We start from the raw sequence: 22,759 nt of genomic DNA, 5'->3' as shown, positions 1-22,759 counted from the left end.
AGACCCATGTCCCCTGCCACGACCGATTCGGCCACCGCCGATCCGACCCCGTCCCCGAATCCGGTCCGCGCCTACCTCGTCGACGACCACGAACTCGTCCGGCGCGGTCTGCGCGACCTACTCGGGACCGCCGGCGACATCGAGGTGGTGGGCGAGGCGGCCTCGGTCGGCGAAGCCCTCGTCGGCATCCTGGCGACCAAGCCCGATGTCGCCGTGCTCGACGTCCGGTTGCCCGACGGCAACGGGGTCGAGCTGTGCCGGGACGTCCGCGCGGCCGAACCGGGGATCAAGTGCCTGATGCTCACGAGCTACGCCGACGACGATGCACTGCTCGCCGCGGTCCTCGCCGGCGCCTCGGGTTTCGTGCTCAAACAGATCCTGGGGCACAACCTGGTCGCCGCGGTCCGGACCGTCGGTCGGGGCGGTTCACTGCTCGACGATCGGTCCACGGCGGCCCTGCTCGCCAAGCTGCGCAACGAGAAGCAGACCGAGAAGGATCCGCTCGCCGAGCTCACCCATCAGGAGCGCGAGGTGTTCGCCCTCATCGGCGAGGGCCTGACCAATCGGCAGATCGCCGGCCGGATGTTCCTGGCGGAGAAGACGATCAAGAACTACGTGTCCCGCATCCTGGGCAAATTGGACATGCAGCGACGCACCCAGGTCGCCGTGATGGCGACCAGACTCCGCGACGGCAAGGAGTGAGTCAACCCACCAGCGGCACCGACCAGGTGAGCGTCGTCCCGCCGCCGCTGGTCCGGCCCTCGCTCGTCCCGCCCCCACTCGTCCCCCGCGGGCGGGTGACGATGCTGAACGTCCCGTCGCAGTCCTCGGCGCGGCGCGTCAGGTTCTCGAGACCCCGATAGGTGACGTCGGCGCCGATGCCGACCCCGTCGTCGCTGATCTCGACGGTCAGGACGTCGTCGGCGGTCACCGACACCGCGATGTGGTCGGCCCGCGCGTGCCGGAGCGCGTTGCTCAAGCCCTCTCGCAGGACGGCGTCGATGTGTGGTCCGAGGGAGTCCGGGACCACCGTGTCGACGGGGCCGTCGAACTCCACGCTCGGCGAGATCGACGCGTGCCCGGACAGTTCGGAGACAATGTCGAGCACCCGCCGCCGCAGCGTCGGGCCGATGTCGGTTCCGTAGGGCGTCTGCAGGTCGAAGATCGAGGTGCGGATCTGCGCGATCGTGCGGTCGAGGTCGGTCATGATCTGCTCCAGGCGCGCGGCCGCGGCGGCCGGATCGGTGGTCCCGGCCAGCAACGTCTGTACCGACATCCCGACCGCGAAGAGTCGCTGGATCACATGATCGTGCAGGTCGCGGGCGATGCGGTGCCGGTCTTCGAGGACCTCGAGATCGCGGGCGATCTGTTGCTGCTCGGCGTAGACGACCGCCAGCGAGGCGACCTCGGCGACACCGGCGAGCCCGGCGATCTCCTCGTCGTCCCAGTAGGGGCGGTTACGGTGGGTGATGAGCATCCAGCCGAACGCCCCCGATGCGCGCTGGAGGGGTTGCACCGAGGTCCAGCGGGCGCCGCCCCGTATCAGCGACTCGGCGATCTGGCCGGAACGCTGCACCCGCAGCGCCGTGGCGTCCGGCGGGATGAAGTTCTCGATCTCCACCGGATCGCCGGTGTGCCCGCGTAGTTCCACCTCCCCCGCCATCTCGGTGAGCAGGTAGACATCGACCGCGCCGACGAGACCGGCGACATCGGCGCACATCCGGGACATGGTGTCCGACAGCGCGATTCCGGCCAGCGGCTCCGACCCACGCCGGGCCAGGACCTGCATCCAGCGGTGGCGGGTGCGGGCCCGTTCGAAGAGACCCGCGTTGTCGACGGCGATCCCGGCGGCCACCGCCAGCACCGCGACGACGGTCTCGTCGACCTCGGAGAAGTCCTCCGCGGACCGCTTCTCGGTCAGGTACAGACTGCCGAACACCTCGCCGCGCACCATGATCGGAGCACCGAGGAAGGTGTGCATCGGGGGGTGGTTGGGCGGGAACCCGACCGACGTCGGATGGGCGCCGAGGTCGTGGATGCGGTGCAGGCGGGGATCGTCGATGAGCAGGCCGAGGACCCCGCGGCCGACCGGCAGATGTCCCATGGTGGCGCGTTGCGCATCGGTGATGCCGATGTGCACGAATTCACTCAGCCCGCCGTCCGGCCCGCGCACGCCGAGGGCACCGTACTGGGCGTCCACGAGTCCCGCCGCGACCTCGACGATGCGCTGCAGCGCGCGGTCGAGTTCGACCCCCTGCCCGACCACCAGCACCGCCTCCAGCAGTTCCCGGAGCAGGGCGGGATCGTCGGCACCGTGATCGGCGAGCGCGTCGAGCGTCTCGCGGAGCCGGTGCGCCAGCATCAGGACGCCCCGGGGGCGTCGCCGACGGACTGGGGCGTCGGCACCCGCCCACTCTCGGCGGATCGGGACACGAAGCGGCACAACGCTTCCGGGATCGCGGCCGGATGCAGATGCAGGTACGAGGCGTGCACTGCGGCCGTCGCGACCCCGTGCATCGACGCGCGGCCCGCCGAATCCCGCCAGGCCCAGGCCGGGGCGAGCGCGCCGTCGCCGACCCCGCTGCGGTGGAACTCGTGACCGGTGACGCGTTCGCCGGTCCGGAACAGGGCCGAGTCGCCCACGGCCACGGCATCGCGGTATCCCAGCGTCAGGGTCGGGCCGAAGTGGCCGGGGATGTCGAGGACGCCGCTCATCGGGTGCCCGTCGAGTTCGGTGCACAGGTACAGCAGGCCCGCGCACTCGGCGTGGATCGGCCGACCCGCCGCGGCGTGCGCCCGGAGGTCGGCGCGCAGGAGATCGTTGGCGGCCAGCGCCTCGGCGTGTTCTTCCGGGAATCCGCCACCGATCACCACGCCGGCCGCGTCCGCGGGCAACCGGTCCACGAGCGGGTCGAAGACGACGACGCGCGCGCCGGCGGCGGTCAGCACCTCGGCGTGCTCGGCGTAACCGAAGGTGAACGCCGCGCCCCCGGCGACCGCGATCACCGGCGAACCGGCCGACGCTGCGGGACGATACGGCGCGACGGCTTCCGCAGCCGACCAGGCCGCGGCGTCGGGGACCGCACGTCCGCGGGCGGCGGCCACGATCGCCGGCAGGTCGAGGGCGCCGCGCAGGTGCGCGGTCATCGCGTTCACGGCGGCGACCGCGTCGGCGTTGCGTTCGGCGGCCGGGATCAGGCCCAGGTGCCGGGAGGGCACCGTCAGCGACGGGTGGCGCCGCAGCACACCGAGAACCGGCAGTCCCACCCGCGCGGCGGCCTGTCGCAGCACCATCTCGTGGCGTGGCGAGCCGACCCGGTTGAGGATGACGCCCGCGATCGACACCGAGGGGTCGTAGGAGAGGAACCCGTGCAGCACGGCGGCCAGCGACTGGCTGTGGCCCGCGGCGTCGACGACGAGGATCACCGGCGCACCGATGATCGACGCGACGTGCGCGGTGGAGCCGACGCCGAGTGAACCGGCATCGCCACCTGGACTGCCACCCGTGCCGTTGCCGCTGTCGCGCTCCACGATCCGGCCGTCGAAGAGGCCCATCACGCCCTCGACGACCGCGATGTCGGCGCCCGCGGCGCCGTGGGCGAAGAGCGGCGCAATGCGTTCGGCGCCCACGAGATTCGGGTCGAGATTGCGTCCGGGTCGTCCGGCCGCGACGGCGTGGTAGCCGGGGTCGATGTAATCGGGGCCGACCTTGAACGGCGCCACCCGGTGTCCGGCCGCCCGCAGTGCGCCGATGAGGCCGGTCGTCACGGTGGTCTTGCCGCTGCCCGACGACGGCGCGGCGATCACGACGGCGGGCGTCGACGCCCGCGCGGAGATCACCATTCGATCCCCTTCTGCCCCTTGCGTCCGGCGTCCATCGGGTGGGCGATCTTGTGCATCTCGGTCACGAGATCGGCAGCGTCGACGAGGGCCTGCGGGGCGCGCCGGCCGGTGATGACCACGTGCTGGCGTCCGGGTCGGCGGGCGAGGGTGTCGAGCACCTCGGCGGTGTCCACCCAGCCCCAGTGAAGCGGATAGGTGAACTCGTCGAGGACGTAGAAGTCGTGTTCGCCGGCATCGAGACGGCGTGCGATCTCCGACCACCCGGCCCGGGCGGCGGCCGCGTGGTCGTCGTCCTGGTCGTCGTTGGCCCGCAACCAGGACCAGCCCTGACCCATCTTGTGCCATTCCACCGGCCCTCCGGCGCCGGTCTCCGCGTGCACCCGGTCGAGGGTGAGCATCGTCGACTCCTCCCCCACCTTCCATTTCGCACTCTTGACGAACTGGAACACCGCGACCCGCATACCCGCGTTCCACGCGCGCATCGCCATCCCGAAAGCGGCGGTCGACTTGCCCTTGCCGTCGCCGGTGTGCACCGCGAGGACGGGCTGGTTACGGCGCTGTCGCGTCGTCAAGCCGTCATCGGGGATGCTGACCGGAACTCCCTGCGGCACTCGACTTCTCCTCTGGTCTCAGATCGGGGTGGCGGGGGCGGTCAGGCCGCTCCCCGCGCGGGTGCGTGTCCCGTCAGCGCGGTGGCGGACAGTTCGTCCATCGGGATCAGGCTCGCGCCGAGGTGGGCCGCGAGATCGCCGGCGAGTCCGAGCCGGACCATCCCCTGCTCGCAGTCGACGACCACGGACCCGATGCCGCGACGACGGATACCGTCCGCGGCTTCCCGCGCCCGTGCCATCGCGCCTCGTCCTGAGGTGGCACGTCCGTCGGTGAGCACCACCAGCAGCGGCCGCCGGTCGGGCTCGGCGCGGCGACACCGCTGCACGACATCGGCGGCGAGCTGCAGGCCCTCGCCGAGCGGTGTCCGGCCGCCGGTACGGATCTCCTCGAGGCGGCGCACCGCGATCTCGACCGATTTGGTGGGCGGCACCGCAAGCGTCGCGGAGGAACCCCGCGCCACGACCACCGCGACGCGGTCGCGGCGGGTATATGAGTCGCGCAACATCTCCACGCACAGTTCGGACACCGCGGCCAGCCGACGCCGGGCGGTCATCGACCCGCTGAGGTCGACCACGAAGACGACGAGGTTGGCCTCCTGGCCGACCCGTTGCGCCGACCGCAGGTCGGGGGCGGCGATCCGCACACCGCGCTCGAACCCGTCCCCGCCGCGACCAGCCCGCCCCGCGGCGGCGAGCACCGTGCCGAACAGATGCACCGGTCGGCCGGCATCGAAGTCCACCGCATGGGTGGTGTGTCCGCGACGGCTCCGCGCCTTCGAGCGGCGACCCGGGTCACCGTCGCCGAGTCCCTCGACGCGCAGGGTCGGCATGCGGCGAGCCGTCGAGGTCGGCACGGACCCGAACGCCGGGCCGGGCGCGTGCTGCGGGGCGTCGGTGTCGCCGGTCTCGGGAGCCGCATCGGGGTCGGTGTCGGGCGCCGGGCCGGTGTCGGATGCGGAGTCCGGGGCCTCGCCGCCGCCACCGGGCGGTGGTGTCTCGGGCGGTTCCGGGTCGTCATCGGGTGTGTCGGGTCCGGCCGCGTCCTCGCCCGCCGACATCGCCTCGTCGAGCTGGTCGCGGCTGAGCCCCGACTCGTCGAAGGGGTTGCGGCGGCGCCGATGCGGCAGCGCGAGCTCGACGGCCGCCCGGACGTCGACGTCCTCGACGGCGGTGGCCCCGCGCCAGGCGGCATGAGCGAGCGCGGTCCGGGCCACCACGATGTCGCCGCGGAGTCCGTCGACGTCGAGGTGGGCGCAGATCCCGGCGATACGGCGCAACTCCCGGTCCGGGAGGGCCACCGCACCCACGGCGGCTCGTGCGCTCGCGATCCGTTGTGTCAGTTCGTTTTCGGCGGCGGCGTGGGCGGCGACGAACGACGCCGGGTCGGCGTCGTATGCCATGCGGCGGCGCACCACCTCCACGCGTTCGTCGACCTCGCGGTCGGCGGCCACGTCGACGGCGAGTCCGAACCGGTCAAGCAGCTGCGGGCGCAGCTCTCCCTCCTCCGGGTTCATGGTGCCGACGAGTACGAAATCGGCCGCCATGGTGTGCGACACACCATCGCGTTCGATCGTGACCCGTCCACTGGCCGCCGCGTCCAGCAGCACATCGACGAGGTGATCGGCGAGCAGGTTGACCTCGTCGATGTACAGCACCCCGCGGTGCGCCCGGGCGAGCAGACCGGGAGTGAACTCGGCACGGCCGTCCCGCAGCACCGAGGTGAGATCGAGCGAGCCGATCACACGGTCCTCGGTTGCACCGATGGGCAGTTCGACCACGCGGCCGGTGGTGTCGTCCGTTGGACCGGGGACGCTGAGCAGCGGGCCGAGCCCGCGCACGATGGTCGATTTCGCGGTGCCCTTCTCACCGCGGATCAGGACACCCCCGATGCCCGGCGAGATGGCCGACAGGATCAGTGCGAGCTTGAGCTGCTCCTGCCCGACGACGGCGCTGAACGGATAGCGCACATCAGCGAGGGGGTCCACGGAAGCGGGGAGTTCACCGAGGGTCGTCATCGTGACCCGGCGCGGAGCATCGACACGTGGGGTATTCCGTCCTCGAGGTAGTCGTCGCCGTCACGGACGAAGCCGAACTTGCCGTACATCTCGGTGAGGTAGGTCTGCGCCTCGATCCGGCACGGGCGCTCCCCGACCTCGGCGAGCGCGGCGGTCATGAGGGTCGCCACGAGGCCGTGACCCCGATGGTTGCGTTCGGTGCAGACGCGGCCGATCCGGAAGACCTGTCCGCCGTCGGCCTCCGGTTCCTCGAGCAGACGAAGCGTCGCCAGTACCGCCCCGGGGTCTGGCCCGTCCTCGTCGCCTCCGTCGGCCCGGTCCCCACCGTCGGTGATCCAGAACTGGCGCGTCGTCGGTTCCAGGTCTCGGCCGTCGAGTTCGGGATACGGACAGGCCTGCTCGACGACGAAGACCTCGACCCGCAGCCGGAGGACCCGATAGAGCGTGGCTGCGTCCATGTCGTCGGCCAGGGCGCGGTGGACCCGCGGTTCAGGGATCATGTGTCGTGGTTAGCACACAAGGCGACCGGACTTCACCTCGCGCGATCAGCCGGCAGTGGCGGGCGCGAGCCGGCCGGTCTCGGCCGGGACCTCGTTCCGGTCGGTCAGCTGCAGCGTCTTGTTCGTCCAGTCCCACACCTGGCGGTACAGGTCGCGGTTGTCGTTGAGCTTCTGACCGAAGGACGGGATGATCGCGGTCAGCTTCGACGACCAGCCCGCGTACTCCTTCGGGAAGCACTGTTCGAGCACCGAGATCATCGCCGGCACGGCGGTCGAGGCGCCTGGGGACGCACCGAGGAGCCCGGCGATGGTGCCGTCGCCGGCCGCGACGACCGCGGTGCCGAACTCCAGCTGACCACCCATCCCGGTCTTGCGTATGACCTGCACGCGCTGTCCGGCGGTGATGAGCTCCCAGTCGGCGCCGAGCGCGCGGGGGACGAATTCCGACAGCGTCTTCACCCGGTCGGCCGGCCCGGCGGCGAGCTCGCTGATGAGGTACTTGAGCAGCCCGAACTCCTTGGGAGCGATCGACACCATGGGGAGCAGGTTGCCCGGCTTGATCGAGGCGGGCAGGTCGGTGATCTTGCCGCTCTTGAGGAACTTCGGCGACCATCCGGCGTACGGGCCGAACAGCAAGCCCGGCTTGTGGTTGATGACGCGGGTGTCGAGATGCGGCACCGACATCGGCGGGGCACCGACGGCGGCCTGCCCGTAGACCTTCGCGTGATGCTCGGCGACGAGATCGGGGTTGGTGCAGCGGAAGAACTCACCGGACACCGGGAACCCGCCGAACCCCTTGGCCTCCTTGATGCCCGACTTCTGCAGCAGGTGCAGCGCACCGCCGCCGGCACCGACGAACACGAACTTCGCGTGCACGGACAGCTTCTGCCCGGTCCGGCCGTTACGGACCTTCACGATCCAGCTGCCGTCGGACTGCTTGGACAGATTGGTCACCGAATGACCGAAGTAGATGTCGGCGCCCTGGGCGACATGATTGAGGAGCTGCTGGGTGAGCGCGCCGAAATCGACGTCGGTGCCCTGGTCGAACCAGTTCAGCGCGACCGGGTCGGCGAAGTCGCGTCCCTCCGACATCAGCGGCAGTCGCGCGGTGAACTCGGCCGGATCGTCGATGAACTCCATGCCCTCGAACAGGGTCTGGGTCGCGAGATTGTCGTAGCGCTTGCGGAGGTACTTCTGGCCTTCGGCGCCGTGGGTGAAGGCGACGTGCGGGATGGGGTTGATGAACTCCGACGGGTCACCGAGGATGCCGTTGTCGACGGCGTGGGCCCAGAACTGGCGCGACACCTGGAACTGCTCGTTGATGGTGAGCGCCTTGTCGATGTTGACGTCGCCGTCGGCGGTCTTCGGCGTGTAGTTCAGCTCGCAGAGTGCCGAGTGTCCGGTGCCGGCGTTGTTCCACGGGTCGCTGCTCTCGGCGGCGGCGGCGTCGAGCTGCTCGAACAGGCTGATCGACCAGTCGGGCTGAAGCTGTCGGAGCAGCGCTCCGAGCGTCGCACTCATGATTCCCGCACCCACCAACGCGACGTCGGTCGTGATCACCGTTTTCGACACCTGGACTCCACTTCACCTGGAGGGACACTGTGACCGGTGTTCGTCGCGGCACGTCGTCCCGGATGGCAACTTGTCGACCGGGCACTTCTCACCCGGTCCTTCTCAACCGTCATTGTCCAGCATGGCACGTCCAGCACGAGAATCGACCTTCGCAACTGTGTGCTGCACGACATCCGGGCAGTCCTGACCTGTCACTATGCTGGTCGCCGTGAGCGCATCCGCAGCCGCCGACTGGCAGCCCGACCGATTTCTCGAGGACTACCGGCAACGCGTCCTCCCCCTGGGCCCCGATCCCGACGGTGAATCGCCGATCACCGCGACCCTGGTGCGACGCGCCGAGTCGTCACCCGCGCGCGGCGCAGTGCTCTACGTCCACGGGTTCACCGACTACTTCTTCCACGAGCCGCTCGCCGACTTCTTCGTCGACCGCGGGTACGCGTTCTATGCTGTCGACCTGCGAAAATGCGGGCGATCGTGGCAATCGCACCACACGCCGCACTTCACCACCGACCTCGCGATGTACGACGAAGAGCTCAACGCGTCGCTGCGGATCATCCTCGACGAGCTGGGACCCGACTGCCGGGTCGTGGTGGCCGGGCATTCGACGGGCGGCCTCATCACCGCACTCTGGCTCGACCGGTTGCGGCAGCGCGAGCCGGCGCTGCACGCGGCAGTTGACGGACTCCTGCTCAACTCACCCTGGTTCGATCTGCAGGGCGACGCGGTGCTCCGCACCCTCCCGGTCACGCTGCTCGTCAAGGCGATCGCCGCCGTCGCGCCGACCAGGGTGATACCGAAGGAACTCTCGCAGGCCTACGGCGAGAGCCTGCACGACAGCGCTCACGGCGAATGGAACTACGACCTGTCGGCGAAACCGCTGGGCGGATTCCCGGTCACCTTCGGTTTCCTCGACGCGGTGCGCAGCGGTCAGCGTCGCCTGCACCGCGGCATCGACGTCGGTGTTCCCGCGCTCGTGTTACGTTCGGACAAAACGCATTTCGCCAGGACCTACTCGGCGTCCACCGATCATGCCGATGCCGTCCTCGACGTCACCCACATCGCCCGCTGGAGCGGGTGCCTCGGCGGCCGCGTGACCGCGGTACCGATCCCCGACGCCCGGCACGACGTCTTCCTCTCCGTCGCACACGCACGCGAGCACGCCTATCGCGAGGTCGACCACTGGCTGTCCGCCGTCCTCTCAACCGAAAGCGAGAATCCTCTATGACCGCCACGCAGGTCGTCGACCTGGCCATCATCGGCTCCGGCAGCGGCAACGCCATTCCCGATGACCGCTTCGCGGACAAGACCCTCGCGATCTTCGAGGAGGGCGTCTACGGCGGCACCTGCCTCAACGTGGGGTGCATCCCGACCAAGATGTTCGTCTACGCCTCCGAGGTGGCCGAGATCGCCAGGCACGGTGCTCGCCTGGGCGTGCACTCGAAGGTGGACTCGGTCGACTGGCCCGGCATCGTCGAGCGCGTGTTCGGCCGCATCGACCCGCTGTCGCAGGGCGGCAAGGAGTACCGGGTCGATCGGTGCGAGAACATCACCGTGTACGACTCCCATGTCGAATTCGACGGGCGCGACGACGACGGCCGGTACCGGTTGGTCACGCGAGACGGCGACACCGTTCTCGCCGACGAGGTCGTGCTCGCCGCCGGATCGCGCGCGGTCATCCCCCAGATCATCGCCGACTCGGGGGTCACCTACTACACCAACAACGACGTCATGCGTCTTCCCGAGCTGCCCGAACGCCTGATCATCGTCGGGAGCGGTTACATCGCAGCGGAATTCGCACACGTCTTCGGCGCGCTGGGCTCACATGTGTCGATCATCGCGCGCGGCCCGGGTCTGCTCCGCAAGCAGGATGCCGACATCTCCAACCGCTTCACCCAGGTGGCCCGGGAGAAGTGGGACGTGCGGCTGGAGACCACGATCACCGAGGCCGAGGATCTGCCCGACGGCGGTGTGCGGGTCGGGCTCTCCGACGGCGCGACACTCGAGGCCGACGTCCTGCTGATCGCGACCGGCCGGCAGCCGAACGGCGACCGGCTCAACCTCGACTCCGTCGGTATCGAGCTCGACGACGAAGGTCGCGTGCGCTGTGATCAGCACGGTCGCACCGCCGCCCGCGGAGTGTGGACGCTGGGCGACGTCAGCTCGCCGTACCAGCTCAAGCACGTCGCCAACCACGAACAGCGGGTGGTGCAGGCCAATCTCCTGAAAGGCTGGGACGCAACCGATCTGGACGCCTTCGACCACCGGTACGTCCCGGCGGCGGTGTTCACCCACCCGCAGATCGCCGCGGTGGGCCTCACCGAGGACGAGGCTCGCGAGGCCGGCCACGACATCGCCGTCAAGGTCCAGGCCTACGGCGATGTCGCCTACGGCTGGGCGATGGAGGACACCACCGGATTCTGCAAGCTGATCGCCGAACGCGGCACCGGCCGGTTGCTGGGCGCACACCTCATCGGCCCGCAGGCACCGACGGTCATCCAGCCGGTCATCCAGGCGATGCACTTCGGCCAGACCGCACACGAACTCGCCCGCGGCCAGTACTGGATCCACCCGGCGATGCCCGAGGTCCTGGAGAACGCGATCCTCGGCCTGGAGATCTGACGGCCAGGCCCGCCGCGCGAGCTCAGAAAATCGTTGAGCGCAGGGCGATCTCGCTGGCGAGGGCCGGGGCCGCGCGCTGCGGAATCCAGTGGTCCACGCCCGCGAGTTCGCAGTAGCGGAAGTCGCCGTAGACGTACCGGCCGCTGCCCTGCGCCTGTTCGCGACCCAGGGCGGTGTCGGCGTCGCTCCACAGCAGCGTGGTCGGGATCTCGACCGGCGGGCACGCCATCGTCGCCTTGATGTCGCCGGTGAAGTTCGCGCGGTACCAGTTCAGCGCGGCGGTCAGGGCGCCCGGTTCCCGCAGCGGGGCGAGTTCGTCCTCGGAGATCCCCACCGCCCGCAGCTCGGCGGCATCGTCGGCGAGCAGCCTCTCCTCGGCCCCGTCGGCCACGAAATCGAGGATGTACGAGGAACGTTCACGCTGGTCGCTACCGACGAGCGCGTCGCGCATGGCCGACGGATGCCCGGTGCTGGCGACGACGAGACCGGTGAACCGGTCGGGGTACTTCCCGGCGAGATGCCACGCGACGATGCCGCCCCAGTCGTGCCCGACGAGGATCGCGTAGCCGATGCCGAGGGCGTCGAGAACCCCGATCACATCGGACACGAGGTGGGTGAGCCGGTAGTCGTCCACCCCGGGCGGCCGCGCGCCGGGGCTGTACCCGCGCTGATCGATGACCAGTGTCCGCAGCCCCGACTCGTGCAGGCGCGGCAGGACGTCGTCGTAGCAGCTCCCGTTCACCGGGAACCCGTGCAGCAGCAGAACCCACGGACCGGTCTCCGGTCCCCCGATCCGGACGTCGAAGGTGAGGCCGCCCACGGTCACCTGACGTCGGTCGTCGATCATGGGGCGGTCTTCAGTCATGGCGCCCACGATAACCCGTCTCCACGACCCCGGCGTCTACAAGTCCTCGAGGTGGTGACGGATGACCTTGGGGTGGCGTGGCGGTCCTTGTCGGATCAGCCGCATGATGGCGTCGAGGTCGAGGTGTTCGGTGACGAGGTCGGCCATCTGGTCGACCTGCCGGCGGCGTACCTCGTCGACGTCGGTGTCGGACGCCACGCGGAACCCACGGACCCCGGCCTCGGCCGCGACGTCGGTGAGGAGACGACGCCGGAAGTCGTTGCACGCCAGCAGTCCATGCCAGTGGGTACCCCGGACCGCCCCCCGCACCGCGCCCTCCGGACCGTGCCGGTCGTCGACGATCCACGTGTCCTCGGCCGAGCGGGTCACCCGGCCGTGATGGATCTCGTAGCCGCTGATCGCGACGCCGGACGAGTCGCCGCCGGTCCCGGTCACCTGCCGCACGGTTTTCTCGGCGTGGAACTCGATGTCGAGGTCGAACAACCCCAGCCCGGGCACCCGCCCGCGACCGGACTCCACCCGGTCGTCGAGGGTGCGGCCCAGCATCTGGAATCCGCCGCACACGGCGACGATCGGACGTCCGCGGGCGGCACGTTCGGTGAGCGCCTCCCCGAGACCGCGCGCCCGCAGCCACTCGAGGTCGGTCACGGTGGCGCGGGTGCCGGGCAGCACGACGAGGTCGGCGGCCGCCACCCCGGCCGGGTCGTCGACCCAGGTGACGTCGACACCGGGTTCGCAGGCCAGCGCCTCGACATCGGTCGAATTGGAGATCCGCGGCAGGCGGATGGCGGCGACCCGCAATCGGGGTCCTCCGGTCGCGGAGCATTCGGTGAACGAGCGCGGTGGCCCGACCCGCCGCCCGACCGGCGCCGCGAGCGAGTCCTCGGCGTCGAGCCACAGGTCGTCGGCGAAGGGCACCACCCCGAGTGTCGGCCGTCCCGTGATCGCCTCGACCTGCCGCAGTCCCGGCTCGAGGATCGACGGGTCACCACGGAACTTGTTGACCACGAACCCCGCGATCAGCCGCTGATCGGCGTCGTCGAGGACCGCGGTGGTACCGAACAGATGGGCCAGCGACCCGCCGCGGTCGATGTCGGTGACCAGCACCACCGGGAGGTCCGCCGCCTGTGCGAGACCGAGATTCGCGATGTCGTTGGCGCGCAGATTGATCTCGGCGACCGAACCCGCACCTTCACAGATGACGACGTCGAAGTCGCGTCGGAGACCGGCCAACTCGTCGGCGACGACGGCACGCAGCCGCGCCCGCCAGTGCAGGTAGTCGGCGGCCCCGACGTCTCCGGCGGGCCGACCGCGGAGGATCACGTGCGAGCGACGGTCACTGCCCGGTTTCAACAGCACCGGGTTGAACCTGGTGGAGGGTTCGAGGCCACAGGCGAACGCCTGCAACGCCTGGGCACGACCGATCTCGCCGCCGTCGAGGGTGACCACCGAGTTGTTGGACATGTTCTGCGCCTTGAACGGTGCGACCCGCACACCGGTGCGCCGCAGCGCACGGCACAGCCCGGCGACGATCAGGCTCTTCCCGGCATCACTGCTGGTACCGCCCACGAGCAATGCGCCACCGAGTCCGCCCACCCGGAACAGACTAGAGGCCGGACCCGAGGCCGCGACCACGGTGGCGTCGTTCACAAGTCCCACCGTTGCGCTCGCGGTCGTGCGGGTCTGGATACAGTGACCCGGACGAACAGGTCGACAGCCGGTCGTTCAGAGTCGAGGGGGTCATCGGACGTGGAGGTCGTGAAGCCCGGGTCCGTGTTCGCCGGATATCGCGTCCTCTCGATGCTCGGGCGCGGCGGCATGGGACAGGTCTGGCTCGTCGAACACCCCACCCTGGGCCGCCGCGAGGCCCTCAAGATCATCTCGCCGAACCCCGCCGATCCCAGTTTCGCCGAGCGGTTCCGCAACGAGGCCCGCACCGCCGCGGCCCTCGATCACCCCGGCATCGTCACGGTCTACACCCACGGCGTGGAGAACGGCAGCCCGTGGTTCTCGATGTCCTACCTCGAAGGCGAGGACCTCGCCGCCGCGTCGGCCCTGCCGGTCGACGACGTGGTGACGGTCGTCGGCAAGGTCGCCGACGCGCTCGACTATGCCCATACCCGGCGCGTCATCCACCGCGACATCAAACCCGCGAACATCGTGGTCGCCCACGGCCCCGACGGCCGGATCACCCGGGTCACCGTGCTCGACTTCGGCATCGCCCGCCTGATGGACGGCGCGAAGATGACCGCGACCAACCTGTTCGTCGGCACCCTCGCCTACGCCGCACCCGAGATTCTCACCGGCGAACCGGCGATCCCGGCGTCGGACCAGTACGCGCTCGCGTGCACGACGTTCCAGCTGCTCACCGGATCGCAGCCCTATCCCGGGCAGACCCCGATGGCCCTGATCGCCGGCCACGTCAACACGCCCGCACCGCGGATCTCCGAGCGCCGCCCCGACCTCGTCCACGCCGATGCCGTGTTCGCGCGCGCCCTTGCCAAGAACCCCGCCGACCGGTTCGCGTCCTGCTCCGAGTTCGCCGCGGCGCTCGCCCAGGCGGTCGAGATCGCGTCGACGGCGCCCTCCGTCGTCGCGGCGCAGGCACCCGGCCGTCCGTTCTCACCACCGCTGCCCACCCAGCAGGCGCCGGTGCACCCGGTGGCACACCGTGCCCAGCCACCTGGCGGTCACCCACCGTTCCCGGCGTACGGTCCCGGCGGGCCGCCGCCGGGTCCACCACCCGGATATGTGACCGGGCCCGGCGAACCCCACGGACCCGGCCCGGGATCCCGGGGAACGGGCTCACGCACCGCGTGGATCGTCGCCGCGGTACTCGGCGTCGTCGTCCTCGTCGTCGGTGTCGTCGGCGCCGCGATCGCCCTCAGCGGATCGGGGTCGGGTCCAGGGACGGCGCCGGTCGCCGGGTCATCGACGACGCCGCCCAGCAGTTCCGGCGGATCCTCCACCGGCAGCGATGAGTTCGAGTCCATCGCCTCCAGCGGGGACAGTACGTGCGCGGTGCGCGGCAATCGACTGTACTGCTGGGGCGACAACGAACGGGGCACGCTGGGCGACGGTACGACCACCGACCGCCCGCGCCCGGTCGCGGTCACCAGCATCTCCGACGTCTCGGCGGTGAGCATGGGCGGCCTCGGGACGACCTGCGCGATCAGTTCCGGAGACCTCTACTGCTGGGGTTACGGGATCGGACCGCCCGGGCAGAACGTGCCGCTGCCGACGAAGGTGTCCGGCCTGTCCCGGGTGTCGGCGGTGTCGGTCGGGCTCACGATCTGCGCGATCAGCGACGGCGACGCCTACTGCTGGCGCAACAACGCGAGCGGCCAGGTCGGCAACGGCAGTACCGGGTCGGTGGACGTGCCCACCCGCGTCGCCGGTCTCTCGGACGTGACCGCCGTGTCCACGTCGCACACCACGAGTTGCGCCATCGCCGGCGGTTCGGCGTACTGCTGGGGCAACAACCGGGAAGGCCAGATCGGCGACGGCACCACACTCGACCGCCTCACCCCGACCCGGGTCCTCGGACTCGACTCGCCCACGTCGATCAGCACGAGCCTGTACTCGACGTGTGCGGTCGCCGGCTCCGGCGGCGTGTTCTGCTGGGGCCAGAACACCAGCGGCCAACTCGGCGACGGTACGGAGCAGAACCGGCGGACCCCGACCCGCATCGACGTCCGCGGGGCCACCGAGGTGTCCACGGCGGCCTATGGCGGATGCGCCGCCGCGGGCAGCTCCGCCTACTGCTGGGGTTCGCGCAGCGACCAGCCGGACAAGAGCCCCGACCGCGTCAACGGACTGTCGGGGGTCACCGAGGTCACCACCGGTTCGGCGAACGTGTGCGCGGTCGCGGACGACGAGATGTACTGCTGGGGCCTCAACGGCCAGGGTCAGCTCGGCAACGGGACGACCACGACGAGCAGCGAACCGCAACCCGTCCGCTTCCCCGCCTGAACGTCTCGGCTGTCGGCCGAACCTCAGTTGTCGGGCCCGATGTCAGTTGTCCGGCACAGTGAGGATCTCGGCGCCGTCGTCGGTGACGACGAGGGTGTGCTCGAACTGCGCGGTCCACCGGCGGTCGGCGGTCACCACGGTCCAGCCGTCGTCCCACATCTCCCACGGCAGTGCGCCGAGGTTGATCATCGGCTCGATGGTGAAGACCATCCCGGGTTCGAGGACCGTGTCGACATTCGGCTCGTCGTAATGCAGCACGATCAGTCCGTTGTGAAAGGTCTCACCGATGCCGTGGCCGGTGAAATCGCGCACGACCGTATAGCCGAACCTGTTCGCGTAGGACTCGATGACCCGACCGATGACATTCAGCTCGCGACCCGGCTTCACGGCCTTGATGGCCCGCTCGGTCGCGATCCGCGTCCGCTCGACGAGATCGGCGGCCTCCTGGTCCACGTCGCCGGCGAGGAAGGTCGCGTTGGTGTCGCCGTGCACGCCGTGGATGTAGGCGGTGACGTCGATGTTGACGATGTCCCCGTCCTCGATCACCGTCGAATCCGGGATGCCGTGGCAGATCACCTCGTTCAGCGAGGTGCAGCACGACTTCGGAAAGTCCTTGTAGCCCAGGGTCGACGGGTAGGCACCGTGGTCGATCATGTACTCGTGCGCGATCGCGTCGAGTTCGTCGGTGGTCACGCCCGGGGCGACGGCCTTGCCCGCCTCGGCGAGTGCGTTGGCCGCGATCTTGCTCGCGATGCGCATCTTCTCGATCGTCTCGGCGGTCTGCACCCAGGGCTCATGGCCCTCGTTCACCGTCGGCTTCCACGCGTATTCGGGACGTTCGATGGAGTCGGGCACGGACCGGATGGGCGACACGATCCCCGGCGTGAGGGCACTGCGAACTGGCATGCGACCAGACTATCCCGGCCCGTCGCGGCGAGGCCCGTGGGCGGACACCGCGGCGAACGTCACTAAGCTCGCCGGGAGGAGCCGATGGGCGGGCATCGGAGTCGACGATGGAGGTGTGCGGTGCGGACCAGGGGGTTACGGGCGGCGCTGGTGATGGTGCTGACCGTGCTGAGCCTGTCGGCGTGCTTCGTCACCCCGATCGAGCAGGAGCGGCACTCGCCGGGCGCCCATCTGCGCGACGGTCCGCAGACCGCGACGCTCGCGGAGTCCGACGTCGCACCCGTCGTCGAGAACCCCACCCCGCGACTCCCCGCCACCGTCGACTCGCTCCGGTACGGGGACGTGACCGTCGACGACGCCGATCGGATCATCGCCGTGGACATCAACGGAACCCTCGGCAACATCGTGTACGCCCTCGGACTCGGGTCCCACGTGGTGGGGCGCGACACGTCCACCGCCTTCCCGTCGGCGAGATCGCTGCCGGTGGTGACCAACCGCGGACACAGCCTCAACGCCGAATCCGTTCTCGCCCTTGACCCGAGCGTCCTGCTCGTCAGCGAGTCCACTGTGCCCACCGCCGCCGTCGACCAGATCCGCGACTCCGGCGTCGCGGTCGTCGTGTTCCCGGCCGCCCGCAATCTGGAGTCGAACGACACCCTGATCCGCTCGGTCGCAGCCGCACTTGGTGTCGCCGATGCCGGCGAGAAGCTCGTCGCCCGGACCGACGCCCAGATCGAGGAGGCGCGCGCGCTGGTCCCGGATCCGTCCGGAGATCCCACCATGGCGTTCCTCTACATCCGCGGACGCAACCTGCTGCTGCTGGCCGGGCCCGGATCGGGTGCCGACGACCTCATCGAGGCGCTCGGTGGCCGGGATGCCGGCGCGGCAGCCGATCTCACCGGCGCGTTCACCGCGATCAGCGCCGAGGCCATGATCACGGCCGACCCGGACGTGATCCTCGTGATGACCCAGGGTGCGGCCACCGTCGGCGGACCCGAGGGAGTGCTGACCCTGCCGGGTGTGGCCGACACCGAGGCCGGCCGCAACGGACGGGTCGTGCAGATGGACGAGAGTCAGATCCTGGCGTTCGGCCCCGAGGTCGGACTGGTGCTGGGTGCGCTGGCGAGGTCGATCTACGCATGACCGACCCAGCGCGGACCACGACGGACCCGGCGACCGAGCCGACTACCCCGTCGGCCGTCGTCGCTCCCCCGGCCGGCACGTCGCATCGGGTCCGTGACCTCACGGTGGTGGCGGTGATGCTGGTCGCCTTGGTCGTGCTCGTCATCGTGTCCGCGGGCACCGGAAAGGTGTCGGTGCCGCCGCTCGAGGTGCTCGGCAGCCTCGCCCACCATTTCCACCTCGATCTCGGACCGCTCCCCTCCCACCCGAACGGCGAAGGCGCGCTGTGGAATGTGCGCTTCCCGCGCATCGTGCTCGGACTGTTCGTCGGAGCCGCGCTCGGCGCCGCGGGTTGCCTCCTGCAGGGAGTGCTGGCGAACCCGCTGGCCGAACCGGGGATCATCGGCGTCTCCTCCGGCGCCGCGGTCGGCGCCTGTCTGATGATCGTGCTCGCCGGCGGGACCGCCGGAGCCGGTGGCGCGGCGGGCAATTGGGCTCTCGCCGGGGCCGCCTTCGTGTTCGGCCTCATCACCGCGGCGGCGGTGTACGTGTTGTCCCTTCGCGACGGGTCGTCGTCGGCGATCATGCTGGTGCTCACCGGTATCGCGGTCAACGCGTTCGCGGCCGGGATCATCGCGTTCCTCACCTTCGTGGCCACCACCGCCGCCCGCGAGCAGATCATCTTCTGGCAGCTCGGCTCGCTCGCCGGACGCACCTGGAGCGAGATCTGGGTCGTCGCACCGCTCGTCGTCGTGGGTGTCGCGGCCTGCCTGTTCCTGGTCTCGAAGCTCGATCTGCTCGCGCTGGGCGACATCCAGGCCGCCTCCCTCGGCGTGAACGTGGAGGCCGTCCGCCGGCAGGCGATCGTGCTCACCGCGGTGCTGACCGCCGCGGCGGTCGCCTTCGCCGGGATCATCGCCTTCGTCGGCCTCATCGTGCCGCACGTGATGCGCCTCATCGTCGGACCGCGCCACGCGATCCTGTTACCCACCAGCGTGATCGGTGGAGCGCTGGTCATCACCGGTGCCGACCTCGCCGCCCGGACGATGCTCGGTGACGCCGACCTCCCGCTCGGCATGTTCACGTCCCTGATCGGTGGCCCGGTCTTCTTCATCCTGTTGCGTCGCAGCCGTCACGCGGGTGCCGGATGGTGACCGAAACCGCCGTGACGACGACCCCGGGCATCCACGCACGAGACGTCTCGGTCGTGCTCGGCGGACGCGAGGTGGTGAGCGAGGTGACCCTCGACGTCTCCCGTGGTGAACTCGTCGCCCTCGTCGGTCCCAACGGATGCGGCAAGTCCACGCTGCTGTCGGCGCTGTCCGGTACCCGCACACCGCAGCGCGGCCACATCGAGGTCGACGGCCGGGACGTCGCGACGACCTCGATGCGCGAACTCGCCCGCCACCGCTCGCTGGTGACCCAGCAGAACCGGGTGGACACCCCCTTCACCGTGTCCCAGGTCGTCGCGATGGGCCGCTACCCGTGGCTGCGGACACCGCGCGCGGCGAACTCCCCCGCCGTGATCGCCGACGCGATGGCACTGTGCGAGCTCGGCGACATCGCCGACCGCCCGTTCGGACAACTCTCCGGCGGCCAGCAGGCACGCGTCTCCCTGGGTCGTGCCCTCGCCCAGGACACCCCCGTCATGATGCTCGACGAGCCGACCGCGGCACTCGACATCCACCATCAGGAGCAGGTTCTCGACATCCTGCGCGTCCACCGCGATGCCGGGAACGCCGTGCTGCTGGTGGTGCACGACCTCACCCTCGCCGCCGCCTACGCCGACCGGGTGGCCGTGATGAAGGACGGCCGGCTGCTCGCGATCGGGCCGACGTCGGAGGTGATGACGGTCGACCTGCTCAGCCACACCTACGACCACCCCGTCGAGGTGATCGAGCATGCCGGGCGACGGGTGATCCTCCCCGTCCGGACACCCGGGGGCGCCTAAACGATGGTGCCACCGGGGTGAGGCGTCTCAGGAGAGAGGGCGCACCGCGTAGCCCGGACCGAGACCGGCGAAGAAGTCGCGGGTGACGGCCACCGCGTTGTTCGAGTCACCGCCGCCCACGACGAGGGTGGCGAACGCGATGTCGCCGCGGTAGCCGGCGAACCAGGCGTGTGACCCGCCGGCGAACTCCGCCTCACCGGTCTTGCCGAACACCGCACCCTGGCCGTCGATCACCGACGCCGTTCCGCTCGTGATGACCTCACGCATCATCGGGCGCAGCTGGGCGTAGACCTCGGGTGCCATCGTGGGCGTCGGTCCCTCGACCTTCGTGGGCTTGTCCAGGATGAGTTGCGGCACCGGGGCCTTCCGACCGTTCGCAACGGTGGCGGCCACCAGAGACAGCCCCAGCGGCGAGACGAGGACCTTGCCCTGCCCGAAGCCGTCCTCACTGCGGGCGACGAGTTCGTTCTCGATCGGCACCGAGCCGGACACGGCATCGAGGCCGGCGATCTCGTAGTGTTGTCCGACGCCCATCGCGGCCGCGGCGTGCGCGAGATCCGACGGCCCCATCTCGCTGGCGAGTTTGGCGAACGTGGTGTTACAGGACTGCGCGAACGCCCGCAGCATCGACACCGTCCCCAGCGAGAACCCGTCGTAGTTCGGGATCAGGCGCGGACCGATCTGGATCGCGCCGGGACATCCGACGGGGGTGTCGGGGGTGGCCATCCGATGGCTGATGGCGGCCGCGGCGGTCACCATCTTGAAGGTCGACCCGGGCGGGTACAGACCGGTCGTCGCGATGGGCCCCGACCGGTCGGCCGCGGGATTCTGGGCGACCGCGAGGATGCGCCCCGTGGACGGCTGCACGACGACCAGCGCGATCTGGAACCGGTTGGTGGCGTTGACCGCTCGCTGGGCCGCGTTCTGCACCGTCCGCGACAGACTCAACGAGACCGCCGGCGCGGGGTCCGGGTCGTGGTCGGCGAGGACGTCGGCGTCGAGGCCGTTGGGGTTGACCGTCACCACCCGCCAGCCCGCCCGCCCCGACACCTCGGAGTCGACGACCTTCTTGACCTCGGTCAGCAGGGCGGGCGCGAATCTCGGGTCCTCGGGGACCAGTTCGGCCTGTTCGTTGGTCACGACGCCGGGGATCGCCAGTTGGTCGCGCAAGCGGTCGAACTGGTCGTGGGACAGCCGGGCGAGCGGGTACTGCTGCCGGTTCGCGGTGACCTGCTCGATGATCGTCTGCTCGTTGAGCGAGGGACTGAACCGGCGCAGTACCGCGACCGCACCGGTCACCGACTCGGCGACCGACGCGCCCTGTTCCGCGGCAGCGGTCGCATCGAAGTTGACGCCCACGACGGTGCCGTTGACCATCACCTCCGAGCCGTCGGACTCATTGACCGTCGCGCGCGGCGCCTCGACAATCTGGAGCGAAAGGCGTTGATCGGCACCGAGTTTCGGATGGATGTTCGTTGACGCCCAGCGCACCGCCCAGCCGTCGTCGGACCGGCCCATCCGCAGGGTGGCGTCGTAGGCCCAGTCGCGGCCCCGCGGCAGCGCCCACGTGTAGTCGACGTCCACCTCGGCGGTGTCCCCGGTGACGCGGACCCGCCCGGCCTGCGACTCGAGTGCCTCGGCGTTTAGCCCGGCCCAGGCCGACTCCATCGCGGACTCCGCGGCAGCGGGGGTGTCGGTCAGCGCCGCCGCGGACGCGACCTCACGATCGGCGTAGGCCTGCAGGAAGCGCTCCGCGGCGCGGCGCGGGCCGTCGTCCTCGGAGGCCGAGCAACCGACGGTGGCCACCGTCACGGCAGCACACACCGCGACGATCACCGCCGGGGTCCATCGAGTTCGCATGCGCCACATCGCGGTCGAGTCTAGGGTGGCCCGGCCGGAATCCCGCGACGCCACGCGGGGCGGCACTCAGTCGACGAGGACGGTCGCGAAGGTGCCGACCTCGGTGAACCCGATGCGGTCGTACACCGCGCGCGCGGTCACGTTGAAGCTGTTGACGTACAGACTCGGAATGCGGCCGTGAGCGGCGACGGCCTCCGCGACGGCCGCGGTACCACCCAGTCCCAGTCCCTCACCGCGCCGGTCGGGATCCACCCAGACTCCCTGGATCTGGCCGACCCGGCGGGACAGCGAGCCGATCTCGGCCTTGAACACGACGTCGGGGCCGTCGAACCGGGCGAACACCCGCTGCGCGGTGATGAGCGAGGCGAGGCGTCGTCGGTAGGAACGACCGCCGTCGCCGGCCGTCGGATCGACACCGACCTCGCCGATGAACATGTCGATGGCCGCGGGCATGTACGCGTCGAGGTCGTCGAGGGTCACCAGCCGCACGAGCGGGTCGGCGGGTACCGCCGAACAACACGTGAGGGCGAGCAGCGGTTGCACCGGCCGGACCTCACGCGCCGGACCCCACACCGGCTCGATCTGTTCCCACATCTGCATCACGAGGTCGGCGCGGCCGACGATGGAGGAGCATGCCCGCGGTCCGGCGATGGCGCGGTCGGAGAAGTAGTCGAGATCCTCGGGCGAACCGGTGAGCGGGATCAGGTTGGCGCCGGAGAAGCAGAGGGACGACGCGGGATTCTGCGCGGTCCACAGCTCGCCGCCCAGCAGCCGAGGGTTGATCCCGTGCGTCTCGAAGCGGGCCGCGACCATGCACATCGCCACCGGGTCCGAGGTGAGGACACGTTCGACAGCGGCCGCATCACGAGCGCCGAGCGGCTTGTCGCCCAGTAGCTTCAGCAACGCCGCTCCTCCCTCTCGAG

Annotated in this window: 18 protein-coding genes; 7 read left to right on the top strand and 11 right to left on the bottom strand. The window is 70.2% G+C overall.

Features of this window, described 5'->3' with window-relative positions; translation table 11 throughout:
* Window positions 1–6 precede the first annotated feature (6 nt).
* Entirely contained in the window at window positions 7–702 is a 696-nt protein-coding gene (locus GR168_RS10125) for a response regulator transcription factor (RefSeq protein WP_065628959.1), read from the top strand.
* A gap of 1 nt (window position 703) precedes the next feature.
* Here GR168_RS10125 and GR168_RS10120 read toward each other — a convergent pair whose 3' ends face one another.
* The 6 genes from GR168_RS10120 to mqo are packed head-to-tail and all read right to left on the bottom strand — an operon-like array spanning window position 704 to window position 8,541.
* The gene (locus tag GR168_RS10120; RefSeq protein WP_065628960.1) at window positions 704–2,362 is read right to left on the bottom strand and encodes a GAF domain-containing sensor histidine kinase; all 1,659 of its coding nucleotides are present in this window, start codon (window positions 2,360–2,362) and stop codon (window positions 704–706) included.
* Window positions 2,362–3,843 (bottom strand): cobyrinate a,c-diamide synthase, encoded by a 1,482-nt coding sequence (locus GR168_RS10115; protein ID WP_159370649.1) that lies wholly within the window; start codon window positions 3,841–3,843, stop codon window positions 2,362–2,364. Before GR168_RS10115 ends, GR168_RS10120 begins: the two co-directional genes overlap by 1 nt.
* Window positions 3,837–4,454, bottom strand: a complete 618-nt coding sequence (cobO, locus tag GR168_RS10110; RefSeq protein WP_159370648.1) for a cob(I)yrinic acid a,c-diamide adenosyltransferase — start codon at window positions 4,452–4,454, stop codon at window positions 3,837–3,839. The genes GR168_RS10115 and cobO overlap by 7 nt, the downstream gene beginning before the upstream one ends.
* Before the next feature lie 41 nt (window positions 4,455–4,495).
* Window positions 4,496–6,469, bottom strand: coding sequence for a VWA domain-containing protein (locus tag GR168_RS10105; protein ID WP_159370647.1), 1,974 nt, complete (start codon window positions 6,467–6,469; stop codon window positions 4,496–4,498).
* Window positions 6,466–6,969: a GNAT family N-acetyltransferase gene (locus GR168_RS10100; RefSeq protein ID WP_068971266.1), complete on the bottom strand. Its 504-nt coding sequence runs from the start codon at window positions 6,967–6,969 to the stop codon at window positions 6,466–6,468. The genes GR168_RS10105 and GR168_RS10100 overlap by 4 nt, the downstream gene beginning before the upstream one ends.
* Window positions 6,970–7,014: 45 nt before the next feature.
* Window positions 7,015–8,541, bottom strand: coding sequence for a malate dehydrogenase (quinone) (gene mqo / locus GR168_RS10095; protein WP_065628965.1), 1,527 nt, complete (start codon window positions 8,539–8,541; stop codon window positions 7,015–7,017).
* A 196-nt stretch (window positions 8,542–8,737) separates the two neighbouring features.
* On the opposite strand from mqo, the gene GR168_RS10090 reads away from it, so the two are divergent.
* Both GR168_RS10090 and mtr read left to right on the top strand, forming a co-directional pair.
* Window positions 8,738–9,766 (top strand): alpha/beta hydrolase, encoded by a 1,029-nt coding sequence (locus GR168_RS10090; protein WP_068971265.1) that lies wholly within the window; start codon window positions 8,738–8,740, stop codon window positions 9,764–9,766.
* On the top strand, window positions 9,763–11,160 hold the full coding sequence (mtr, locus tag GR168_RS10085; protein WP_159370646.1) for a mycothione reductase: 1,398 nt from the start codon (window positions 9,763–9,765) through the stop codon (window positions 11,158–11,160). Before GR168_RS10090 ends, mtr begins: the two co-directional genes overlap by 4 nt.
* Before the next feature lie 22 nt (window positions 11,161–11,182).
* Here the strand turns inward: mtr and GR168_RS10080 are convergent, their stop codons facing one another.
* Together GR168_RS10080 and GR168_RS10075 are read right to left on the bottom strand one after the other, a co-directional pair.
* The gene (locus GR168_RS10080; protein WP_058250113.1) at window positions 11,183–12,007 is read right to left on the bottom strand and encodes an alpha/beta hydrolase; all 825 of its coding nucleotides are present in this window, start codon (window positions 12,005–12,007) and stop codon (window positions 11,183–11,185) included.
* 54 nt (window positions 12,008–12,061) lie between these two features.
* Complete coding sequence (locus GR168_RS10075) at window positions 12,062–13,621, bottom strand: cobyric acid synthase (RefSeq protein ID WP_159371889.1); 1,560 nt, start codon at window positions 13,619–13,621, stop codon at window positions 12,062–12,064.
* A 162-nt stretch (window positions 13,622–13,783) separates the two neighbouring features.
* Here GR168_RS10075 and GR168_RS10070 point away from each other — a divergent pair, with 162 nt between their 5' ends.
* Window positions 13,784–15,997, top strand: coding sequence for a protein kinase (locus tag GR168_RS10070; protein WP_238995063.1), 2,214 nt, complete (start codon window positions 13,784–13,786; stop codon window positions 15,995–15,997).
* Window positions 15,998–16,039: 42 nt separating this feature from the next.
* On the opposite strand, the gene map is transcribed toward GR168_RS10070, so the two are convergent.
* Window positions 16,040–16,903, bottom strand: a complete 864-nt coding sequence (map, locus tag GR168_RS10065; protein WP_137809354.1) for a type I methionyl aminopeptidase — start codon at window positions 16,901–16,903, stop codon at window positions 16,040–16,042.
* A gap of 120 nt (window positions 16,904–17,023) precedes the next feature.
* On the opposite strand from map, the gene GR168_RS10060 reads away from it, so the two are divergent.
* Genes GR168_RS10060 through GR168_RS10050 form a run of 3 tightly spaced genes read left to right on the top strand, consistent with a single transcriptional unit; the run spans window position 17,024 to window position 19,976 of the window.
* Window positions 17,024–18,046 (top strand): ABC transporter substrate-binding protein, encoded by a 1,023-nt coding sequence (locus tag GR168_RS10060; RefSeq protein WP_137809353.1) that lies wholly within the window; start codon window positions 17,024–17,026, stop codon window positions 18,044–18,046.
* Window positions 18,043–19,179, top strand: coding sequence for an iron ABC transporter permease (locus GR168_RS10055; RefSeq protein WP_058250109.1), 1,137 nt, complete (start codon window positions 18,043–18,045; stop codon window positions 19,177–19,179). The genes GR168_RS10060 and GR168_RS10055 overlap by 4 nt, the downstream gene beginning before the upstream one ends.
* Window positions 19,173–19,976 (top strand): heme ABC transporter ATP-binding protein, encoded by an 804-nt coding sequence (locus GR168_RS10050; RefSeq protein WP_159370644.1) that lies wholly within the window; start codon window positions 19,173–19,175, stop codon window positions 19,974–19,976. Before GR168_RS10055 ends, GR168_RS10050 begins: the two co-directional genes overlap by 7 nt.
* 27 nt (window positions 19,977–20,003) lie before the next feature.
* Here the strand turns inward: GR168_RS10050 and GR168_RS10045 are convergent, their stop codons facing one another.
* Entirely contained in the window at window positions 20,004–21,845 is a 1,842-nt protein-coding gene (locus GR168_RS10045) for a penicillin-binding transpeptidase domain-containing protein (RefSeq protein ID WP_159370643.1), read from the bottom strand.
* A gap of 57 nt (window positions 21,846–21,902) precedes the next feature.
* Window positions 21,903–22,739, bottom strand: coding sequence for a GNAT family N-acetyltransferase (locus GR168_RS10040; RefSeq protein ID WP_159370642.1), 837 nt, complete (start codon window positions 22,737–22,739; stop codon window positions 21,903–21,905).
* Window positions 22,740–22,759: the final 20 nt, after the last annotated feature.

The sequence above is a fragment of the Gordonia sp. JH63 genome (assembly GCF_009856645.1).
Lineage (GTDB): Bacteria > Actinomycetota > Actinomycetes > Mycobacteriales > Mycobacteriaceae > Gordonia > Gordonia hongkongensis.
This window is presented reverse-complemented; position numbering and strand designations above follow the sequence as displayed.